This window comes from Haloarcula litorea (genome assembly GCF_029338195.1).
GTDB classification, from domain to species: Archaea; Halobacteriota; Halobacteria; order Halobacteriales; family Haloarculaceae; genus Haloarcula; species Haloarcula litorea.
This window is the reverse complement of record NZ_CP119779.1, coordinates 1735012-1750137: the sequence shown is the minus strand read 5'-3', so window position 1 is coordinate 1750137 and position 15126 is coordinate 1735012. Positions and strand designations below refer to the sequence as shown.

16 protein-coding genes are annotated in these 15126 nt (G+C 71.5%); 9 read left to right on the top strand and 7 right to left on the bottom strand.

Going from position 1 to position 15126, the window contains the following annotated elements:
• The first annotated feature begins 77 nt into the window (after window positions 1–77).
• Both P0592_RS09375 and P0592_RS09370 read left to right on the top strand, forming a co-directional pair.
• Window positions 78–812: an ABC transporter ATP-binding protein gene (locus P0592_RS09375; RefSeq protein ID WP_276270621.1), complete on the top strand. Its 735-nt coding sequence runs from the start codon at window positions 78–80 to the stop codon at window positions 810–812.
• Window positions 809–2422, top strand: a complete 1614-nt coding sequence (locus P0592_RS09370; RefSeq protein WP_276270620.1) for a hypothetical protein — start codon at window positions 809–811, stop codon at window positions 2420–2422. The genes P0592_RS09375 and P0592_RS09370 overlap by 4 nt, the downstream gene beginning before the upstream one ends.
• Before the next feature lie 35 nt (window positions 2423–2457).
• On the opposite strand, the gene P0592_RS09365 is transcribed toward P0592_RS09370, so the two are convergent.
• Entirely contained in the window at window positions 2458–3075 is a 618-nt protein-coding gene (locus tag P0592_RS09365; RefSeq protein ID WP_276270619.1) for a transcription antitermination protein, read from the bottom strand.
• A 71-nt stretch (window positions 3076–3146) separates the two neighbouring features.
• On the opposite strand from P0592_RS09365, the gene P0592_RS09360 reads away from it, so the two are divergent.
• On the top strand, window positions 3147–4328 hold the full coding sequence (locus P0592_RS09360) for an MBL fold metallo-hydrolase (protein WP_276270618.1): 1182 nt from the start codon (window positions 3147–3149) through the stop codon (window positions 4326–4328).
• Here the strand turns inward: P0592_RS09360 and P0592_RS09355 are convergent.
• Complete coding sequence (locus P0592_RS09355) at window positions 4325–4618, bottom strand: DUF6432 family protein (RefSeq protein ID WP_276270617.1); 294 nt, start codon at window positions 4616–4618, stop codon at window positions 4325–4327. The two genes, P0592_RS09360 and P0592_RS09355, sit on opposite strands and share 4 nt — an antisense overlap.
• A gap of 55 nt (window positions 4619–4673) precedes the next feature.
• A complete protein-coding gene (locus P0592_RS09350) occupies window positions 4674–5078 on the bottom strand; it encodes a UPF0146 family protein (RefSeq protein ID WP_276270616.1) in 405 nt (134 codons plus the stop codon).
• A gap of 39 nt (window positions 5079–5117) precedes the next feature.
• Between P0592_RS09350 and P0592_RS09345 the strand changes: the two genes are divergently transcribed.
• Entirely contained in the window at window positions 5118–5639 is a 522-nt protein-coding gene (locus P0592_RS09345; protein WP_276270615.1) for an archaemetzincin family Zn-dependent metalloprotease, read from the top strand.
• A 72-nt stretch (window positions 5640–5711) separates the two neighbouring features.
• A complete protein-coding gene (locus tag P0592_RS09340; protein ID WP_276270614.1) occupies window positions 5712–5927 on the top strand; it encodes a hypothetical protein in 216 nt (71 codons plus the stop codon).
• 124 nt (window positions 5928–6051) lie between these two features.
• Here P0592_RS09340 and P0592_RS09335 read toward each other — a convergent pair whose 3' ends face one another.
• Window positions 6052–7890, bottom strand: a complete 1839-nt coding sequence (locus P0592_RS09335) for a ribosome biogenesis/translation initiation ATPase RLI (protein WP_276270613.1) — start codon at window positions 7888–7890, stop codon at window positions 6052–6054.
• Window positions 7891–7893: 3 nt separating this feature from the next.
• The gene (locus P0592_RS09330) at window positions 7894–8190 is read right to left on the bottom strand and encodes an EMC6-like membrane protein (protein ID WP_276270612.1); all 297 of its coding nucleotides are present in this window, start codon (window positions 8188–8190) and stop codon (window positions 7894–7896) included.
• A gap of 158 nt (window positions 8191–8348) precedes the next feature.
• Here P0592_RS09330 and P0592_RS09325 point away from each other — a divergent pair, with 158 nt between their 5' ends.
• Complete coding sequence (locus tag P0592_RS09325; RefSeq protein ID WP_276270611.1) at window positions 8349–8615, top strand: helix-turn-helix domain-containing protein; 267 nt, start codon at window positions 8349–8351, stop codon at window positions 8613–8615.
• Between the two features lie 303 nt (window positions 8616–8918).
• Complete coding sequence (locus P0592_RS09320) at window positions 8919–10778, top strand: PDC sensor domain-containing protein (RefSeq protein WP_276270610.1); 1860 nt, start codon at window positions 8919–8921, stop codon at window positions 10776–10778.
• Window positions 10779–10872: 94 nt separating this feature from the next.
• Here P0592_RS09320 and P0592_RS09315 read toward each other — a convergent pair whose 3' ends face one another.
• Window positions 10873–12750 (bottom strand): PINc/VapC family ATPase, encoded by a 1878-nt coding sequence (locus P0592_RS09315; protein ID WP_276270609.1) that lies wholly within the window; start codon window positions 12748–12750, stop codon window positions 10873–10875.
• A 107-nt stretch (window positions 12751–12857) separates the two neighbouring features.
• Complete coding sequence (gene nikR, locus P0592_RS09310; protein WP_276270608.1) at window positions 12858–13268, bottom strand: nickel-responsive transcriptional regulator NikR; 411 nt, start codon at window positions 13266–13268, stop codon at window positions 12858–12860.
• Window positions 13269–13510: 242 nt separating this feature from the next.
• On the opposite strand from nikR, the gene P0592_RS09305 reads away from it, so the two are divergent.
• Window positions 13511–13969 carry a histidine kinase gene (locus tag P0592_RS09305; RefSeq protein ID WP_276270607.1) on the top strand — a complete coding sequence of 153 codons (459 nt, stop codon included), beginning with the start codon at window positions 13511–13513 and terminating at the stop codon, window positions 13967–13969.
• Between the two features lie 45 nt (window positions 13970–14014).
• The gene (locus P0592_RS09300) at window positions 14015–15124 is read left to right on the top strand and encodes a M20 family metallopeptidase (RefSeq protein ID WP_276270606.1); all 1110 of its coding nucleotides are present in this window, start codon (window positions 14015–14017) and stop codon (window positions 15122–15124) included.
• The last annotated feature ends 2 nt before the right edge of the window (window positions 15125–15126 follow it).

Here is a 15126-nt window from a genome sequence, read left to right as displayed (position 1 = left end):
ACGGCCCCCCAGCGCCACCCCCGGACTGCCCGACCGCGTGGACAAGACCTAATGCCGTCTCGCCCGCGACCCCGGGTATGAGCCCTCCAGCCATCGCCACCGAGGGGCTGACGAAGCGCTACGGCGACACCGTCGCCGTCGCCGACCTGGACCTCACCGTCGAGCGCGGGTCCGTCTTCGGCTTCCTCGGCCCCAACGGTGCCGGCAAGACCTCCACCATCCGGATGCTCACGACGCTGACCGAACCCACGTCGGGGACCGCCCGCGTCGCCGGCGCGTCCGTCGCCGACCGGGCGGACGTCGTCGAGCACATCGGCGTCCTCCCCGAGGAGCCGCCGCTGTACGACGAGCTCACGGGCCGGGAGCAACTGGAGTACGTCGCCGGCCTGCGGGGCCACGACGACTGGGACCGCGTCGAGTCGCTGCTCGACCGCTTCGCCCTCGCCGAGGACGCCGACCGCCGGGTGTCGACGTACTCGAAGGGGATGAAACAGAAGCTCGGGCTGGTGCAGGCGCTGTTGCACGAGCCCGACGTGCTCTTCCTGGACGAACCGACCAGCGGGCTAGACCCCCGAGCGGCCCGGACGGTCCGGGACACCATCGGCGAGGTGGCGGCCGCCGACACCACCGTCTTCCTCTCGACGCATATCCTGCCGGTCGTCGAGGAGCTGGCCGACACCGTCGGCGTCCTCCACGACGGCGGGCTGGTCGCGGAGGGGTCCCCCGAGGAGCTGACCGACGGCGTCGAGTCCGGGAGCACGCTGGAGGACGTGTTCCTCGACGTGACCGGCGAACAGGCGGCGACGCGATGACCGGCCCTGCCGGCCGGCGCGTGCGGCTGGTCGCCCGGACCGAGCTCCGCCGGACGTGGCGCGGGCTCCGGAGCAGCACGCGCGGGACGCTCCTCCTGCTGGGTGGGCTGTTGCTGGTGCCCGCGTACAGCCTGGCGATCGGCGCGGCGGCGTACTTCGGCGCGTCCTTCCTGCCCGACGCCAATCCCCAGGCGGTCCGGCTGGCGGCGACGGGGGTCCTCGGCGGAGCCTTCGGGATCGCCGCGTTCGTCGTCCTCCAGCGGACGGTCAAACAGATCGGCGAGCCGGACGGGCTGGACGGCCTGCTGACGACGGTCCCGTACCGGGTCGTCCTGGCCGGCGTCGTCCTCGCGGAGCTGGGACGGCTGCTGGCCGTCCTCGCGCTCCCGCTCGTGGCGCTTGCGGTCCCGCTGGCGGTCGGGCTGGGCGCACCGCTGGTCGCGCCGGTCGTGTTGGCGCTTGTCGGGCTGGTCGCCGTCGCCGGGGGGCTGGCCGGCGTCGCCGGCGGGCTCGCGGTGAAGCTCGTGGCCGCGCGGTCGGCGTTCGTCGCCAGGCACCGCGCCAGCGTCGGCGCGCTCTCCTCGTTCGGGTTCGTCGCCGGCTGGGTGGCGCTGTCCTCGGTCCCGGCGGTCCAGCTGACCGCGCTCAGACTCGCCACCCGCTCGCCGCTGTCCTGGGTCGTCGACCCCGTGTTGCTCGCGGTGCCGGGGGCGACCGGCGGCCCCGCCCGCGCCCTCGTCGCCGTCGGCGGCCTGCTCGCGGGCCTCGGCGTCGCCACCGTCGCCTGTGACCGGCTGGCGGTTCGGGTCTGGTACGGCGACGCGGTCCAGCCCGACCACGAGTTCGCCGCCGCCGACCGGACCCTCTCGGACCGGTTGCTTGCCGGTCGCGTCCCGACGGCGACCCGCGTGGTCGCCCAGAAGTCCTGGCGACGGGCCAGGCGCTCCCCGTTCACCGTCCAGTTCGCCATCGCCCCGTTCTTCCTGCTCGTCTACCAGTTGCAGACGGTCCTGCTGGCCGGCGAGGTACCGCCGACGCTCCCCCTGACGGCGGGGCTGGCCACCGCCGCCGCCGTCGGCGCGGCGTTCACCCTGAACCCGCTGGGTGGCGAGGAGGGACTGCTCCCGCTGACCCTGACCGCCGACGTCTCCGGGCGGGCGTTCGTCGCGGGCCTCGCGCTCGCGGGACTGGCCCCAGGCGTCGTCGCGACGACGCTGCTCGTCGCCGGGGCGGGCCTCGCCGCCGGGACCGCGCCGCTCGTGCTGGCGGCCGCACTCGCGACCTCGCTGGTCGCGACGGCGGCAGCGCCGGCCGTCGCCGCCGGCGCGGGCATCGTCTTCCCGAAGTTCGAGCGGTCGTCGGTCCAGGGACGGACGGTGACCGTCCCCAGCGGCTGGGCGTTCCTGCTGTACTTCACCGTCTTCGGGGCCGCCGTCGCGCCCGGAAGCGCGGCCGTCGCCGTCGCCGTCGAGCCGGCGTTCTCGCTGCCGGTCGGGAGGCCGGCGCTGTTGGCCGGCGGCGTCGGCGCGACGCTGCTGCTGGCGGCCGGGGCCGCGGTCGTCGGGTTCGGCTACGCCGCCGACCGGGTGGCGACCTACCGGCTGGAGTGACGGAGCCGGTCCGACCGGCCGGCGTCTGCCCGCGGTCAGCAGATCGGCTTCGGGTCCAGCCCCATCCCACGGAGCGTCTCGGCGTAGTCCTCGTAGGCCGCGTCGACGGCGTCGAGGGCCGCGTCCCGCGCTCGCTCGCGTCCGCCCTCGTCCAGCACCCCGAGGGCGTCCCCGGCGGGGTCGAGGTCGCTCGCCGACGTCCGGAGCTCCCGGAACAGGTCCGCCCGTCCCTCGTCGGCCTCGTTGACGAAGTAGCTCACGAGCTGGAGGTAGAAGCGATCGGCGACCAGCGGGACCGCGATCAGTCCCGCCCCGACGCGGGCGGCGGTGCCCTCGACCCCCGCGAGGTGTGCGGTCAGGGCGTCCCCGTCCCCGGGGTCGGCGTCCGCCACCGCCGCCGCGATCCGGTCGGCGCGCTCGCCGGCGGCCGCGCCGGCCCGCCGGAGGGCGTCGGCGGCGGGGCCGTCGACGGTGCCGGCCCAGTCGTCGAGCGTCGCCGCGACACCCCGTTCGCGGGCCAGCGCGACCCCGGCGACCGTCTCGGTGGTCATCGAGGCTCCGGTCGCCGCGACGAGGAGCTTGTCCGAGCCGAGCCGGTCCAGTTCGGTCGCCGCCCCGTCCCGGACGGCGTCGAGTACGTCCGCTGGGTCCATACCGGAGGGAGGTGCGCCGCGGGCTTAGAACCTCCCGTCGATTTATCGCCCGTCGGCGTCTACGGGGCGGTATGGCAGCGGAGTACCCCGACCCGCCGGCCGGCCACCCGTCGCTGTCCGCTGCGGACCTGAAACGGCGGCTGGACGGCGGCGAGTCGGTCCGGCTACTCGACGTGCGCGACCGCGACGAGTTCGAGCAGTGGCGGATCGAGGGGGCGTCGGTGACCGCGACGCAGCTCCCGTTCGCGAAGTTCCTGCAGGCGAAGGCGACGGGGGAGGTGGAACCGCTGGTCGCGTCCGTCGACGGCGAGGGGCCGATCACCGTGGTCTGTGCCCGCGGCGAGGCCAGCGCGTTCGTCGCCGGCCTCCTCCAGCGCCACGGCGTCGACGCGCGCAACCTCGCCGACGGGATGTACGGCTGGGCGCGCCTCTACGAGGCCCGCGAGGTACCCTGCGACGAGGCCACCGTCGTCCAGTACGACCGCCCCTCCTCGGGCTGTCTCTCCTACCTCGTCGTCGGGGACGGCGAGGCCGCGGTCGTCGACCCGCTCCGGGCCTTCGCCGGCCGGTACGCCGCCGACGCGGGCGCTCGCGACGCCGACCTCGTCGCCGCCGTCGACACCCACGTCCACGCCGACCACGTCAGCGGGCTCCGGCTGCTGGCCGACGACCACGGGGTCGAGGCCGTCGTGCCGGCCCGGGCCGCCGACCGAGGCGTCGCGTTCCCCGTGACGGAGCTGGCCGACGACGGCTCGGTGGCGGTCGGCGCGGCGTCGCTCGACGCCGTCCCGCTGCCCGGGCACACGACGGGGATGACGGGCCTCCGCGTCGGCGACGCCCTGCTCGCCGGCGACAGCCTGTTCCTCGACGGCGTCGCCCGCCCGGACCTGGAGGCGGGGGACGACGGCGCGGCCGCCCTCGCCCGCTCGCTCCACGAGTCGCTGACCGAGCGGCTGGCACCGCTGCCCGACGAGACCCTGGTCGCGCCCGGTCACTACGCCCCCGACACCGAGCCGGCGGCCGACGGCACCTACACCGCCCGGCTGGGCGACCTGCGGGCGCGGCTGGCGGCGTTCTCGATGGACCGGGAGACGTTCGTCGAGCGGGTCTGTGCGGGGATGCCGCCCCAGCCCGCGAACTACGAGCGAATCGTCGCCGTCAACCTCGGGACCGAAGACGCCGACGCGGACACGGCCTTCGAGTTAGAACTGGGACCGAACAACTGCGCCGCGGCACCGATGGCCGACGACTAGAGCGGCAGTCGCTTGCGGATCTGGTCGAACAGCGACTCCTCCTCGTCGGGTGCCGGCGGGCCGACCACGTCCTCGTCGGGGAGGATGACCGTCCGCTGACCGTCGTCGTCGACCTCGATGAGGTCGTCCCGCTTCAGCGCCCCCAGCGCCTCCTCGATGCGGTCGATGTCGACCTCCGTCCGGGAGCGGATCTCGAACACCGTCATCCCCTCCTCGTGGCGATCGGCGAGCGCGTCGAGTACTGCGACCTCCGTCTCGTCGCGGTCGCGGTACTCCGGCTTCGCTCTCATACACGCCCCTATACCCGGACGACTCTTGGCTTTGTCCCTCGTCGGGGGCCACCGATTACCGCGTTCCCGGCCCGTCCCGCGGGCGGAACAGCGTCTCGCCGCCGGGGAGGGACTCGCGCGTGACGGGAACGGCGGGGGGATCGCCGCCCAGCGTCGTGAACGCGCAGTCGGCTTCGACCAGTCGCGCGACGGCCCGGAGCGGGCGGTGGAGTTCCGGCGGGCAGTTCCGTGCGAACACGGCGTCCGCGCCGTCGTACACCGCCGGGGTCGGGTCGGTCACGTCGTCGACGACGAACGCGACGGGGTCGGGCACCGACCGCGCGACCACGTCCGTCGCCGTCACGGCGACGCCCCGGTCGGCCAGCGCGGCGGCCACGTCCGGGTGTGCGCCCACCCCGACCTCGACGACGCTGTCGGCGGCGGCCAACCGATCGACGAGGGCGCGGTCGGGCGGGTCCACGGCGGGATGTTTAAGCGCCGCCGTCGCATATGGGTTCCTATGCACGTCGACATCGTGCCGGTGGGCGACGTCTCCGCGCGGGTCAAGCGCGAGGCGTCGGACGGCCTCCGAGGGACCTACGACTGCGAGGTCACGATGCACGACCCCCAGTCGGTCCCCGCCGGTGCGTACGATGGCGACCGCGATCAGTACCGCGCCGAGGAGTTCATCGACCTCGCACGCCGGGTCGGCTCGGGCGGGAAGAACATCGCCATCACGCCCAAGGACCTGTTCTACCGCCGCCGCAACTACGTCTTCGGGCTGGCCTACCTCGGTGGCTCCGGCAGCGTCATCTCGACGTACCGCCTGCAGACCTCCTCGGACGGCGGCTTCTCGGACCGCTCGGCCGGCGAGATCTTCTCCCAGCGGGTCCGCAAGGAGGTCGTCCACGAGATCGGGCACACCCTCGGCCTGGAACACTGCGACAACAAGCGCTGCGTGATGAACTTCTCGCCGACGGTCCGGCAGGTCGACGTCAAGGAGACGTCGCTGTGTGGGTCCTGCCAGCGGAACGTGCTGTGATCGCCGGACGGGAGCGTGCCTAACGAGTTAGGACGTGCGCCTAATCCCCCTCGTGGTATAGCTTCACGCGTAATGAGCAAGAGTCAGTCCAGCGACCGAGCGGACGAACTCGGTGACATCTTCGTCGACGTCACCGGTGGGGAATCGGTCACCGAACGACAGGACGACGACTCGCCCGACCGGGAGCTGCGCCCGGACGACGAGTTCGACCCGACGGAGGTCGCCGACGGGCTCGACGACGCCGTCGCGGGGTCCGAGACCGGCGACACCAGCGACCCCGCGGCGTAACTCGGTTTTTTCGACGGCAGCGCCACGCCCACCGAGCGGACGCGCAACGACAGCGGCAGCGCCGAGCGTGACGCACTCGATCACGGCGGTGTCGCGGCCAGCCGGGCGGCGAGGAACGCGTGCCTCAGGCCTGATCGGGCGCGTAGTAGTACTCGCCGGCGTTCTTCTGCTGGCGGTCCAGCTGCGACCCCGGCTTGTTGATGCGGGGCCGGGAGGTGCGCTCGTCCCGGCGGAAGGTGATGTCGAGGTTCGCGAGGAACTCGTTCATCCCCTCGCGCATCCCCTGTGGCGGCGCGGCGTGGCCGCGCTTGGCCGGCTCGCCCTCGAACACCAGCAGGCGGTCGGCCAGCAGGTCGATCATGTAGATGTCGTGGTCGATGACCATCGCCGTGGCGTCGTGGTTCTCGGCGTACCGGCGGATGGCCGAGGTCGCCAGCACCCGCTGTTCGACGTCGAGGTGGGCCGAGGGCTCGTCCAGCAGGTAGAGGTCGGCGTCCTTCGAGAGGCAGGCCGCGATGGCGACCCGCTGGCGCTCCCCGCCCGAGAGGTCCGTCAGTTGCTGCTCCATCACGGACTCCAGTTGCAGCGGCTGGGCGATCTCCGTGTTCCAGTAGGAGGTCCCGAAGTCGTCGGTGATCGACGAGAGGAAGGCGTCGACCCGCATCGGCTGGTCGATCTCGATGTACTGTGGCTTGTAGGCGATGTCCAGTCGGGTGTCGACCTCGCCCTCCGTGGGGTCGAGCCGGCCCGCGAGCATCTTCGCGAAGGTGGACTTCCCGATGCCGTTGGGGCCGACCACGCCCAGCACCTCGCTCTCGCGGATCGTGCCGGCCTCGACCTGCAGCGAGAACTCGCCCTCGCCGTAGGACTTCGTGAGGTCGGGGTACTCGATGACGACGTCGCCGGTCGAGGCGGTCCGGGGGGCGTGTTCCTCGAACTCGATCTCGGTCTGGCGGACCCGCATGTTCTCGTTCTCCAGGTATCCCGAGAGGTACTCGTTGATCCCCTTCTTCGTCGACTTGGGCGACGTGATGACGCCGAACGCGCCCGGCGACCCGTAGGCGACGTTGATGTTGTCCGCCAGCAGGTCGAGGATGGCGAGGTCGTGCTCGACGACGAGCATCGAGCGGTCCCCGTCCTCCGCGAGTTCGCGGATGAGCCGGGCGGCGGTCATCCGCTGGCCGATGTCCAGGTACGGCGTGATCTCGTCGAGGAAGTAGAAGTCGGCGTCGCGGGCCAGCGTCGCGACCAGCGCGACCCGCTGGAGCTCGCCGCCCGAGAGGTCGTCGATGTGGTTGTCGACGACCGGGCCGATCCCGGTCCGCTCGATCAGGGCGTCCAGTTCGCCCCGCTCGTCGGTCTGTTCGAGCAGTTCGCGGGCCTTCCCGTCGAACTGGTCGGGGATGCGGTCGACGTACTGGGGCTTGCGGGCCACGTCGACGTCGCCGTCCCGCATCTGTTCGAGGTACTCCTGCAGGGCGGTCCCGCGGTACTCGTCTAAGATCTCGTCCCAGCCCGGCCGGTCGCCGTAGCGGCCGAGGTTCGGTGCCAGTTCGTCCGCGAGGATGCGGACGGCGGTGGTCTTCCCGATGCCGTTCGGGCCGAGGATCCCCGTGACCTGCCCCTCCTGTGGGGTCGGCAGGCCGTACAGGGCGAAGGCGTTCTCGCCGTAGCGGTGGACGGGGTCGTCGTCGAGTTCCTGCGGGAGGTTGATGATCTCGATGGCGTCGAACGGGCACTTGTTGACGCAGATCCCGCAGGACTCGCCCAGACAGATCTCCTCCGAGATGGCGACCTGGTCGGGTTTCCCCTCGAACTCCTCGTCGTCCTCGTGGGCCTCGCCGCGCTTGACGATGCACTCCTTCCCGCTGCGGTTGGGCGGGCAGTAGTTCATACACTCGTAGTTGCAGCGGTCGGGCTGACACCGCTCTAGGTCCACGACCGCGATGCTGTCGTCCGCCATCGGTTACACCCCTGCGGTCAGCAGGATGCCCCAGGTGACGAACCAGAGCGCGAACGTCATAAACGCGACGTAGAGGACGTCCTTCGTCGAGAGGTCGTCGGTGTCGATGCCGACGACCCGGAGGACCGGGAACTGTGCGAGCACGGCGGCCGCGACGACGAGGACGCCGACGATGTCCGTCGAGCTCGCCGCCACCGCGTTCGAGACGAACGCCGCGGCGATGCCCGCGACCGCCGTTATCGTCGTGACGGTGAGCCCTCGCATGTGGGAACTCATCCCGTCCGCCGTATCCGTTGCCATACCCGATAGTGGACGACCCGCCACCAAAAGGGGCGCGGTTCCGGGACCCGGCCAGCGTCCCGCCGTGGGCTCCCGGCGCACCCGTCTTCCCCCGCGAGCGCCCGTCTTGCGAACGGACTCCTCAATCTTTATGCATCCGGCGACATTTGGAGCCTGTAATGACGGAATCCGACGAGGAGGCTATCGCGGACCTTCCTCCGAGCGCGAAGCTCGTTTACAAGGTGCTCGAGTACGACGGGCCGCTCACCCAGAAGGGCATCGTCGAGGAGTCGATGCTCTCGGCCCGGACCGTCCGCTACGCGCTGGAACGACTCGACGAGGTCGGGGTCATCGAGGAGGACGTCTACTTCGCCGACGCCCGGCAGAACCTCTACGAGATCACCGACCAGCCCGCCGAGCAGGCCGACGCCGCCGTCTCCGACTGAGACCGCCCGCCGTCCCGCGTTCTTCGGTCGCCGGTCCCGAGCGGCGACGCCCGAGGCGACCGACTACCGTCCGACCGCCGCCGGACGACCGTCTTCTCCGCTCGTCCGCGATCCCAGTCGTCACGCCGTCAGCCGTGGCCGGCGTCGTGAGCCGCCGGCCGACCGCTCTCGAGTCACCGAGTTTCGAAAAAGTATTATGAAATAGTAGTTCACTGCTTGTGGTATGGTGGCCGAACACACGATACCGATCGTGAGAGCGTCGCGAAGTGACGGGGTGGAGACGAGCCGGGGGACGGGGTCGCGATGAACGGCGACGCCGGCCCCGATCCGAACCCCCTCACGCGGGCGCTCCGGACGGCGACGCCGGAGTTCGTCCGCCGTCGGTTCGCGCTCAAGTTCTTCATCGCGCTCCTCTGTATCGGCCTGTTCGTCGGCGGCGTGGGAGCCGTCGGCACGGAGCAGATCAGGACGGAGTTCGAACAGCAGGTGCTGACCGAACACGCGACGATGGCCAAACAGGGTGCCGAGGGGAGAGCGGCCTGGAACACCCGCAACAGGAACTTCGTCGAGACGATGGCGCGATCGGGGGCCGTCGCCTCCGGCGACACCGAGGCCATCCACGACCGGTTCAACGCCGAGATGCGGGGTCGTGACTACGGCGACGACACGCTCCCCAACCTCCACTACGTGGACGCGGCGAGCGGGCGGGTCACGGTCTCGACCAAGTCCAGCCTCGATGGCGAGCCCCTCTCCGAGCTCAACGCCACGCTGCGCTCGGCCATCGAGGGGACGACCCAGACGAGACTCACCGACGCGTACACGAGCGAGGCGACGCTGAGCGGGACGACCCCCCGCATCGCCTACGTCACGCCGGTCGCCGACGCCGACGGCGAGTACGTCGTCTACACGGTGCCGCTGGCGCAGTTCACCGGGACCCGCTTCGGTTCCGGCGAGAGCACGTCGCTGGTCGTCGACGGCCGGAACCGCGTCCTGTTCCACCAGTCGAACAACAGCCTCCTGCTGGACCGGTACGGGGCCGGCAACGACGCCCCCGGCGTCGCCCGCGAACTCGGTCCCGCGGAGTCGGGCGCGATGCGTGCCGGCCCGGGTGCGGGCGCGCTCGACGCAACCGCCGCCCTGGCCGACAGCGACTACGTCGTCGGCTACGCGCAGGTCGTCGGCACCGACTGGGTCGTCCTGGTCCACACCGACATCCAGGCCGCCTACGGGACCGTCCGCCGGGTCGCCAACCAGGGGCTGTGGGCGACGCTGCTCGGCGTCGCGGCCATCGGGGTCCTCGGTGCCGTCCTCGGGCGCAACACCACGCGGGCCATCGACCGGCTGACCCGCAAGACCGAGCAGATGCGGAACGGCGACCTCGACGTCGAGGTCCAGTCGGGCCGGATCGACACCGTCGGTCAGCTCTACGACGGCTTCGCCGCGATGCGTGACTCCCTGCAGGACCAGATCGCCGAGGCCGAGCGCGAGCGCAAGAAGGCCCAGGTCGCCCGCGACGAGGTCGTCGAGACCAACGCCCACCTCCAGAACCGCGCCGCGGAGTACTCCGAGGTGATGGAGCGGGCCGCCGCCGGCGACCTCACCCAGCGCCTCGAGGGTGACGGCGAGAACGACGCGATGGACGCCATCGCCGAGGACTTCAACGCGATGATCGAGGAGCTGGAGAAGACGGTCGGTCAGCTCAAGTCCTTCTCCGACCGGGTCGAGGAGTCCGGCCGCGTCGTCGGCGAGAGCGCCACGACGGTCAGGGACGCCGCCGAGCAGGTCGCCGAGTCCATCCAGCGGATCTCCGACGACGCCAGCCGCCAGCGCGACGACCTCCAGCAGGCCGCCGAGACGGTCGACGAGGCCGTCGCCGCGCTGGACGCCGGCGATCCCCAGCAGGCACAGGCCCACCTCGACGACGTGGCCGCCACGCTGACCGACGTCGCCGGCCGCACCGAGGACACGATGGCCGAGGCCGAGAACGTCGCCGGGGCCGCCGAGGAACAGGCCGCCGAACTGAACGAGGTCTCCGCGCGGGCCGACGAGCTCGTCCGCTACGTCATCCCGCTCTCGGAGATCCTCGGGCACTTCACCACCGAGGCGGAACACGAGTTCGTCTTCTCGGGCGGACCGAGCGCCGCGCCCCAGGACGACGACTAGCCGCTCACGCCGGGGCGGTCGGCGGGCGCTCCGCGCTCACTCACTCCGTTCGTGAGCGAGAACCGCGGCCTCCCGCCGCGGATGCTCGTTCGTGTTACGACGGCACCACGGTGATCGTCTTCCCGCGGTCGACCGCCCGCTCTAGCTCCTCCGCGATGCCCGAGCCGCGCGAGACCTGGATCTCGCCGCCCCGCGAGACCGTCGCGGTGAAGAGGTAGTCGCCGTCGGCCTGGACCTCGACGGTGTCGCCGGCGTGGCCCTCCAGCGGGACGATGACGTGTCGCGAGGTGATCTCGGGGGTGACGATCTCGCCCTGCCGGCCGCCGGACTCCGTCGCCGGTCCGCCGGAGGGACCGCTCGGTTTCTCCTCGAGCGACCGGACGTCGATGTCGATGCCCAGGCGGTTCTCGACGTCGGAGATGCGGCCCCCGCCCTTGCCGATGACCTGCGAGATGTCGCCCTCCTCGACCCAGACGACGGCGGTGTTGGGCCCCTTGAGCTCCACCTCGACGTGGCCGTGGGCGATCGAGCGGATCTCCCGCTCGACCTCCTGTTTGGCGAGGCGGTCGACGCCGGAGTCGTCCCCGTCGTCGTCCTCGTTCAGCGGCACGGTGACGACCTGGCGGTTGAACGTGTAGATCTCGTACTCGGGCCGGCCGGTCTCGAAGTCCCGGACGACGATGACCGGGCGCGCGAGGTCCTCCTCCATCAGCCCCTGCGGGACCTTCACCTCCGTGGTCACGTCGTAGACCGTGTCCACCTCGCCGGCCTCGATGTAGACGACGGTGTCGACGATCTGGGGGATCAGGCCCAGCTCGACGCGGCCGATGAGCCGCTGGAGGGCGTCGATGGCCCGGGTCGCGTGGACGACCCCGACCATCCCGACGCCGGCCAGCCGCATGTCCGCGAACACCTCGAAGTCGTCGGTCTTGCGGACCTCGTCGTAGATGGTGTAGTCGGGCCGGACCATCAAAAGCGAGTCGGCGGTCTTCTCCATCGACCCGCCGAGTTCGGTGTACTGGGTGATCTCCTCGCCGACCTGGAGGTCGCGGGGCTTCTCCATCGTCTTGACCGCGTAGTCGGCGTCGACGAGGAACTCCCCCACCGCCTGTGCGAACGTGGACTTCCCGGCTCCGGGGGACCCCGAGATGAGGACGCCCCGCTGGTGCTCGGTCAGGCGGTCGCGCAGCTCGTCGGCGTGCTCGTAGTCGTCGAGTTCGGTCTTGACGATGGGCCGGACCGCCGTGATCTCCAGGCCGTCGGAGAACGGCGGGCGGGCGATGGCGATCCGCAGGTCGCGGAACTGGACGATCGTCATCCCCGGCTCGGAGAGTTCGACGAAGCCGTCGGGCGAGGCCCGCGCCGCGTCCTCGATGTCGGCGGCGTAGTCCCGGAGCTCGTCCTCGGTGGCGGGGTCGTCGCGGATCGGCTGGTAGTGCATATCGCCGATCGACCCCTTCTTGGCGTAGGGAGCGACCCCGGTCTTCAGGTGGACGCTCATCGTCGACTCGTCGAAGAAGTTCTCGATCTGCAGGCGGTCGAAGTCGCGGACGACGGGGTCGAGGAACTCGACGTCGAGTCCCTTCGCGCGTGCGACCTCGGCCTGGACGTCGTCGCTTGTCACGAGCGTCGCCGCGCGGTCCTGTGCCACGTCCCGGATGAGCGCGTCGATCTCGCCCTCGCCGGCCTCGCGCTTCTCGATGGCGTCGGGCCGCCGGCCGACGTACTCGACGTCGACGGTCCCATCGTCGGCGAGGTCGACGAGTCGCTGGAGCTCTTCGAGTCCCTCCCACCCGGTCTCGCGGCCGTCGTTGGCCTGGGCCTCGAGTTCGCCGACCACGGCCTCGGGGACGACGACCGTCGCCCCGGCGAAGCCCTTGCCGTCGGCCTCGGACGCCGCGTCGGCGTCGGCTTCGACCTGCTCGGACACGCGGCCGTCGATGACCACGCTCGTGTCCGGTACGATTTCCATACGTGGGATACGAGTGCGTCCACTGATAAGGGCCGTGATAGCCGCGCTAGCGAGTGGCGTTCTGGACGGCGCGGCGGTCAGACGTTCACGACCCCACCCGGGGACGGCTACTCGTCGACGACGACGACTTTCACCTGCTGGACCCCGCCCAGCGCGCGCAGTCGGTTGGCCAGTTCCGTGATGTCGCCGGCGGCCCCCTCGACGACCAGCGTCTCCATACAGGTGTCGTGCGAGAGGTGGATGTGCTGGACGGAGGTGATGGCGTCGGCCATCTCGTGTTGGATGGTCTGGAGGTCGTCGGCGAGCCCGTCGACGTGGTGGTCGTGGACGACGACGATGGTCCCGTGGTGCCGGCTGTCGCCGCCGGACTCCCACTCGTAGGCCGCGAAGAAGTCCCGCAGCGAGTCGCGGATCGCCTCCGAGCGGCTGTCGTACTCCCAGTCGTCGACGATCCCGTCCAGTCGGTCCACCATCGACGACGGCAGCGTGAGACTGATGCGGTCGATGTCGTCGGCCATACCCCCGCTACGGGAGAGGGGACAAAAGTGCTGGCCAACCGGTCGAGTCAGCGCGACTGTTCGTGGGCTGAGGGGTTACCGGTCAGTTACCCGATGTGTCTCGGCTCACCCCGTCGTGAGGCTGGACGGGGACCTATCGGAACGGCCGCCCGCGTTCTCTCACTTCAAGCTACCGGGCCGATGCACCGCCGGCGCGTTATCAAGTCGACTTCTTGACAGTCGCGCGTGCATCGACCGACGCTATGGCAACGACGACAGACTCCGCGACCGACAGCGGACTCGCACTGGACGCGTGGCAGGCCGGCGTCGCCGGCGGGATCGCCGGGGCGGCCGTGATGGCCGTTCTCGTGTCGCTGATGAACCCGCCCACGCTGGCGGCCGCGATCCCCGCGCTGTACGGCCTCTCCGGCGGCGTCGCCGGCTGGGTCGTCCACCTCTCACACGGAGCCGTGCTCGGCGTCGCCCTCGCTGCGATCGCCGAGTCCGGCGTGATCGGCCAGTCGACGGGTGCCGTCGTCGGCCTGGGCGTCGCGTGGGGCGTCGTGACCTGGGCGCTGCTGGCCGCGCTGGTGATGCCGGTGTGGCTCGGCGCGGTCGGGTTCGGTGGTGCGCCACCGTTCCCGAACTTCGCCGTGCCGAGCCTCCTCTGGCACGTCGTCTACGGCGGCGTGCTGGGCGTGGGTTACGCGGCGCTGCGCTGACGGCCCCGCAACAAGACACAAGCCGACGGCCCGACACCGCCCCGTATGGACGTCGCCGACCTCACCGAGGAACTGGTCGCGATCCCGAGCCACCGCGGGGACGGCAGCGACGAGTCGGCCGCCGGGGAGTTCGTCGCCGGCTGGCTCCGTGACCGCACCGACGCGGCCGTGACACACGACGAGCACGGGAACGTCCTCGCGCGCAAGCGGGGCGACCGCGAGGGGCCGTCGCTGGCGCTGGTGGGCCACCACGACGTGGTGCCGCCGGACGAGTCACAGGTCGCGGACGGCGAGTACGTGGTCGGCCGCCAGACGGGCGACCGCGGCGAGGAGCGCATCCACGGCCGCGGGAGCGCCGATATGAAGGGCAGCGTCGCGGCGGCGATGCTGGCGTTCCGGTCGGCAGACCCCGACGCGGGAGAACTCGTCTTCGCCTCCTTCGCCGGCGAGGAGCAGGGCGGCGAGGGCTGTCGTGCCGCACTCGACGACGGCTTCTCGGTCGACTACGCCGTCGTCGGCGAGGGGTCGACCGGCTACTCCGCCGCGGGGGTCACGGACGTCGCCGTCGCCCACAAGGGCCGGCGCGGCTCGACCGTCGTCGCCGAGGGCGCGGCCGCCCACGCCAGCGAGCCCGAGGCCGGCGAGAACGCCGTCTACCGGGCGACCGACGCCGTCGACGTGGTCCGGGACCTCGACTTTCCCGAGACGGACGTGCTGGGTCACGGCGTCCGAGGGAGCGTCGCGGTCACCGAGATCGACGGCGGCTCGGCCTGGAACGTGATCCCGGAGCGCTGCGAGGTGACCGTCGACGAGCGCACCGTCCCCGGCGAGCGGGCCGCCCTGGGGCGGGTCGAAGACGTCGCGGGCGTGACCTGGCAGGTCGACCAGGACCTCCCGCCGATGGCCTGTGGCGACGCCGAGTTCGCCGACACCGTCCAGAGCGCGGCGGCCGAGGCACAGGACGGCGATCCCGAGCAGGTCGTCAAACCGCACGCCACCGACGCCGGCTGGCTCGCGAGCGAGGGGACCGAGTGCGTCGTCGTCGGCGCGGCGGAACCGGGCGAGGCCCACACCGCCGACGAGAGCGTCGCGGTGCCGGTACTCCGTCGATGTCGTGCGATCTACGCCGGCGTCGCCGACCGGTGGCTGGCCTGAGG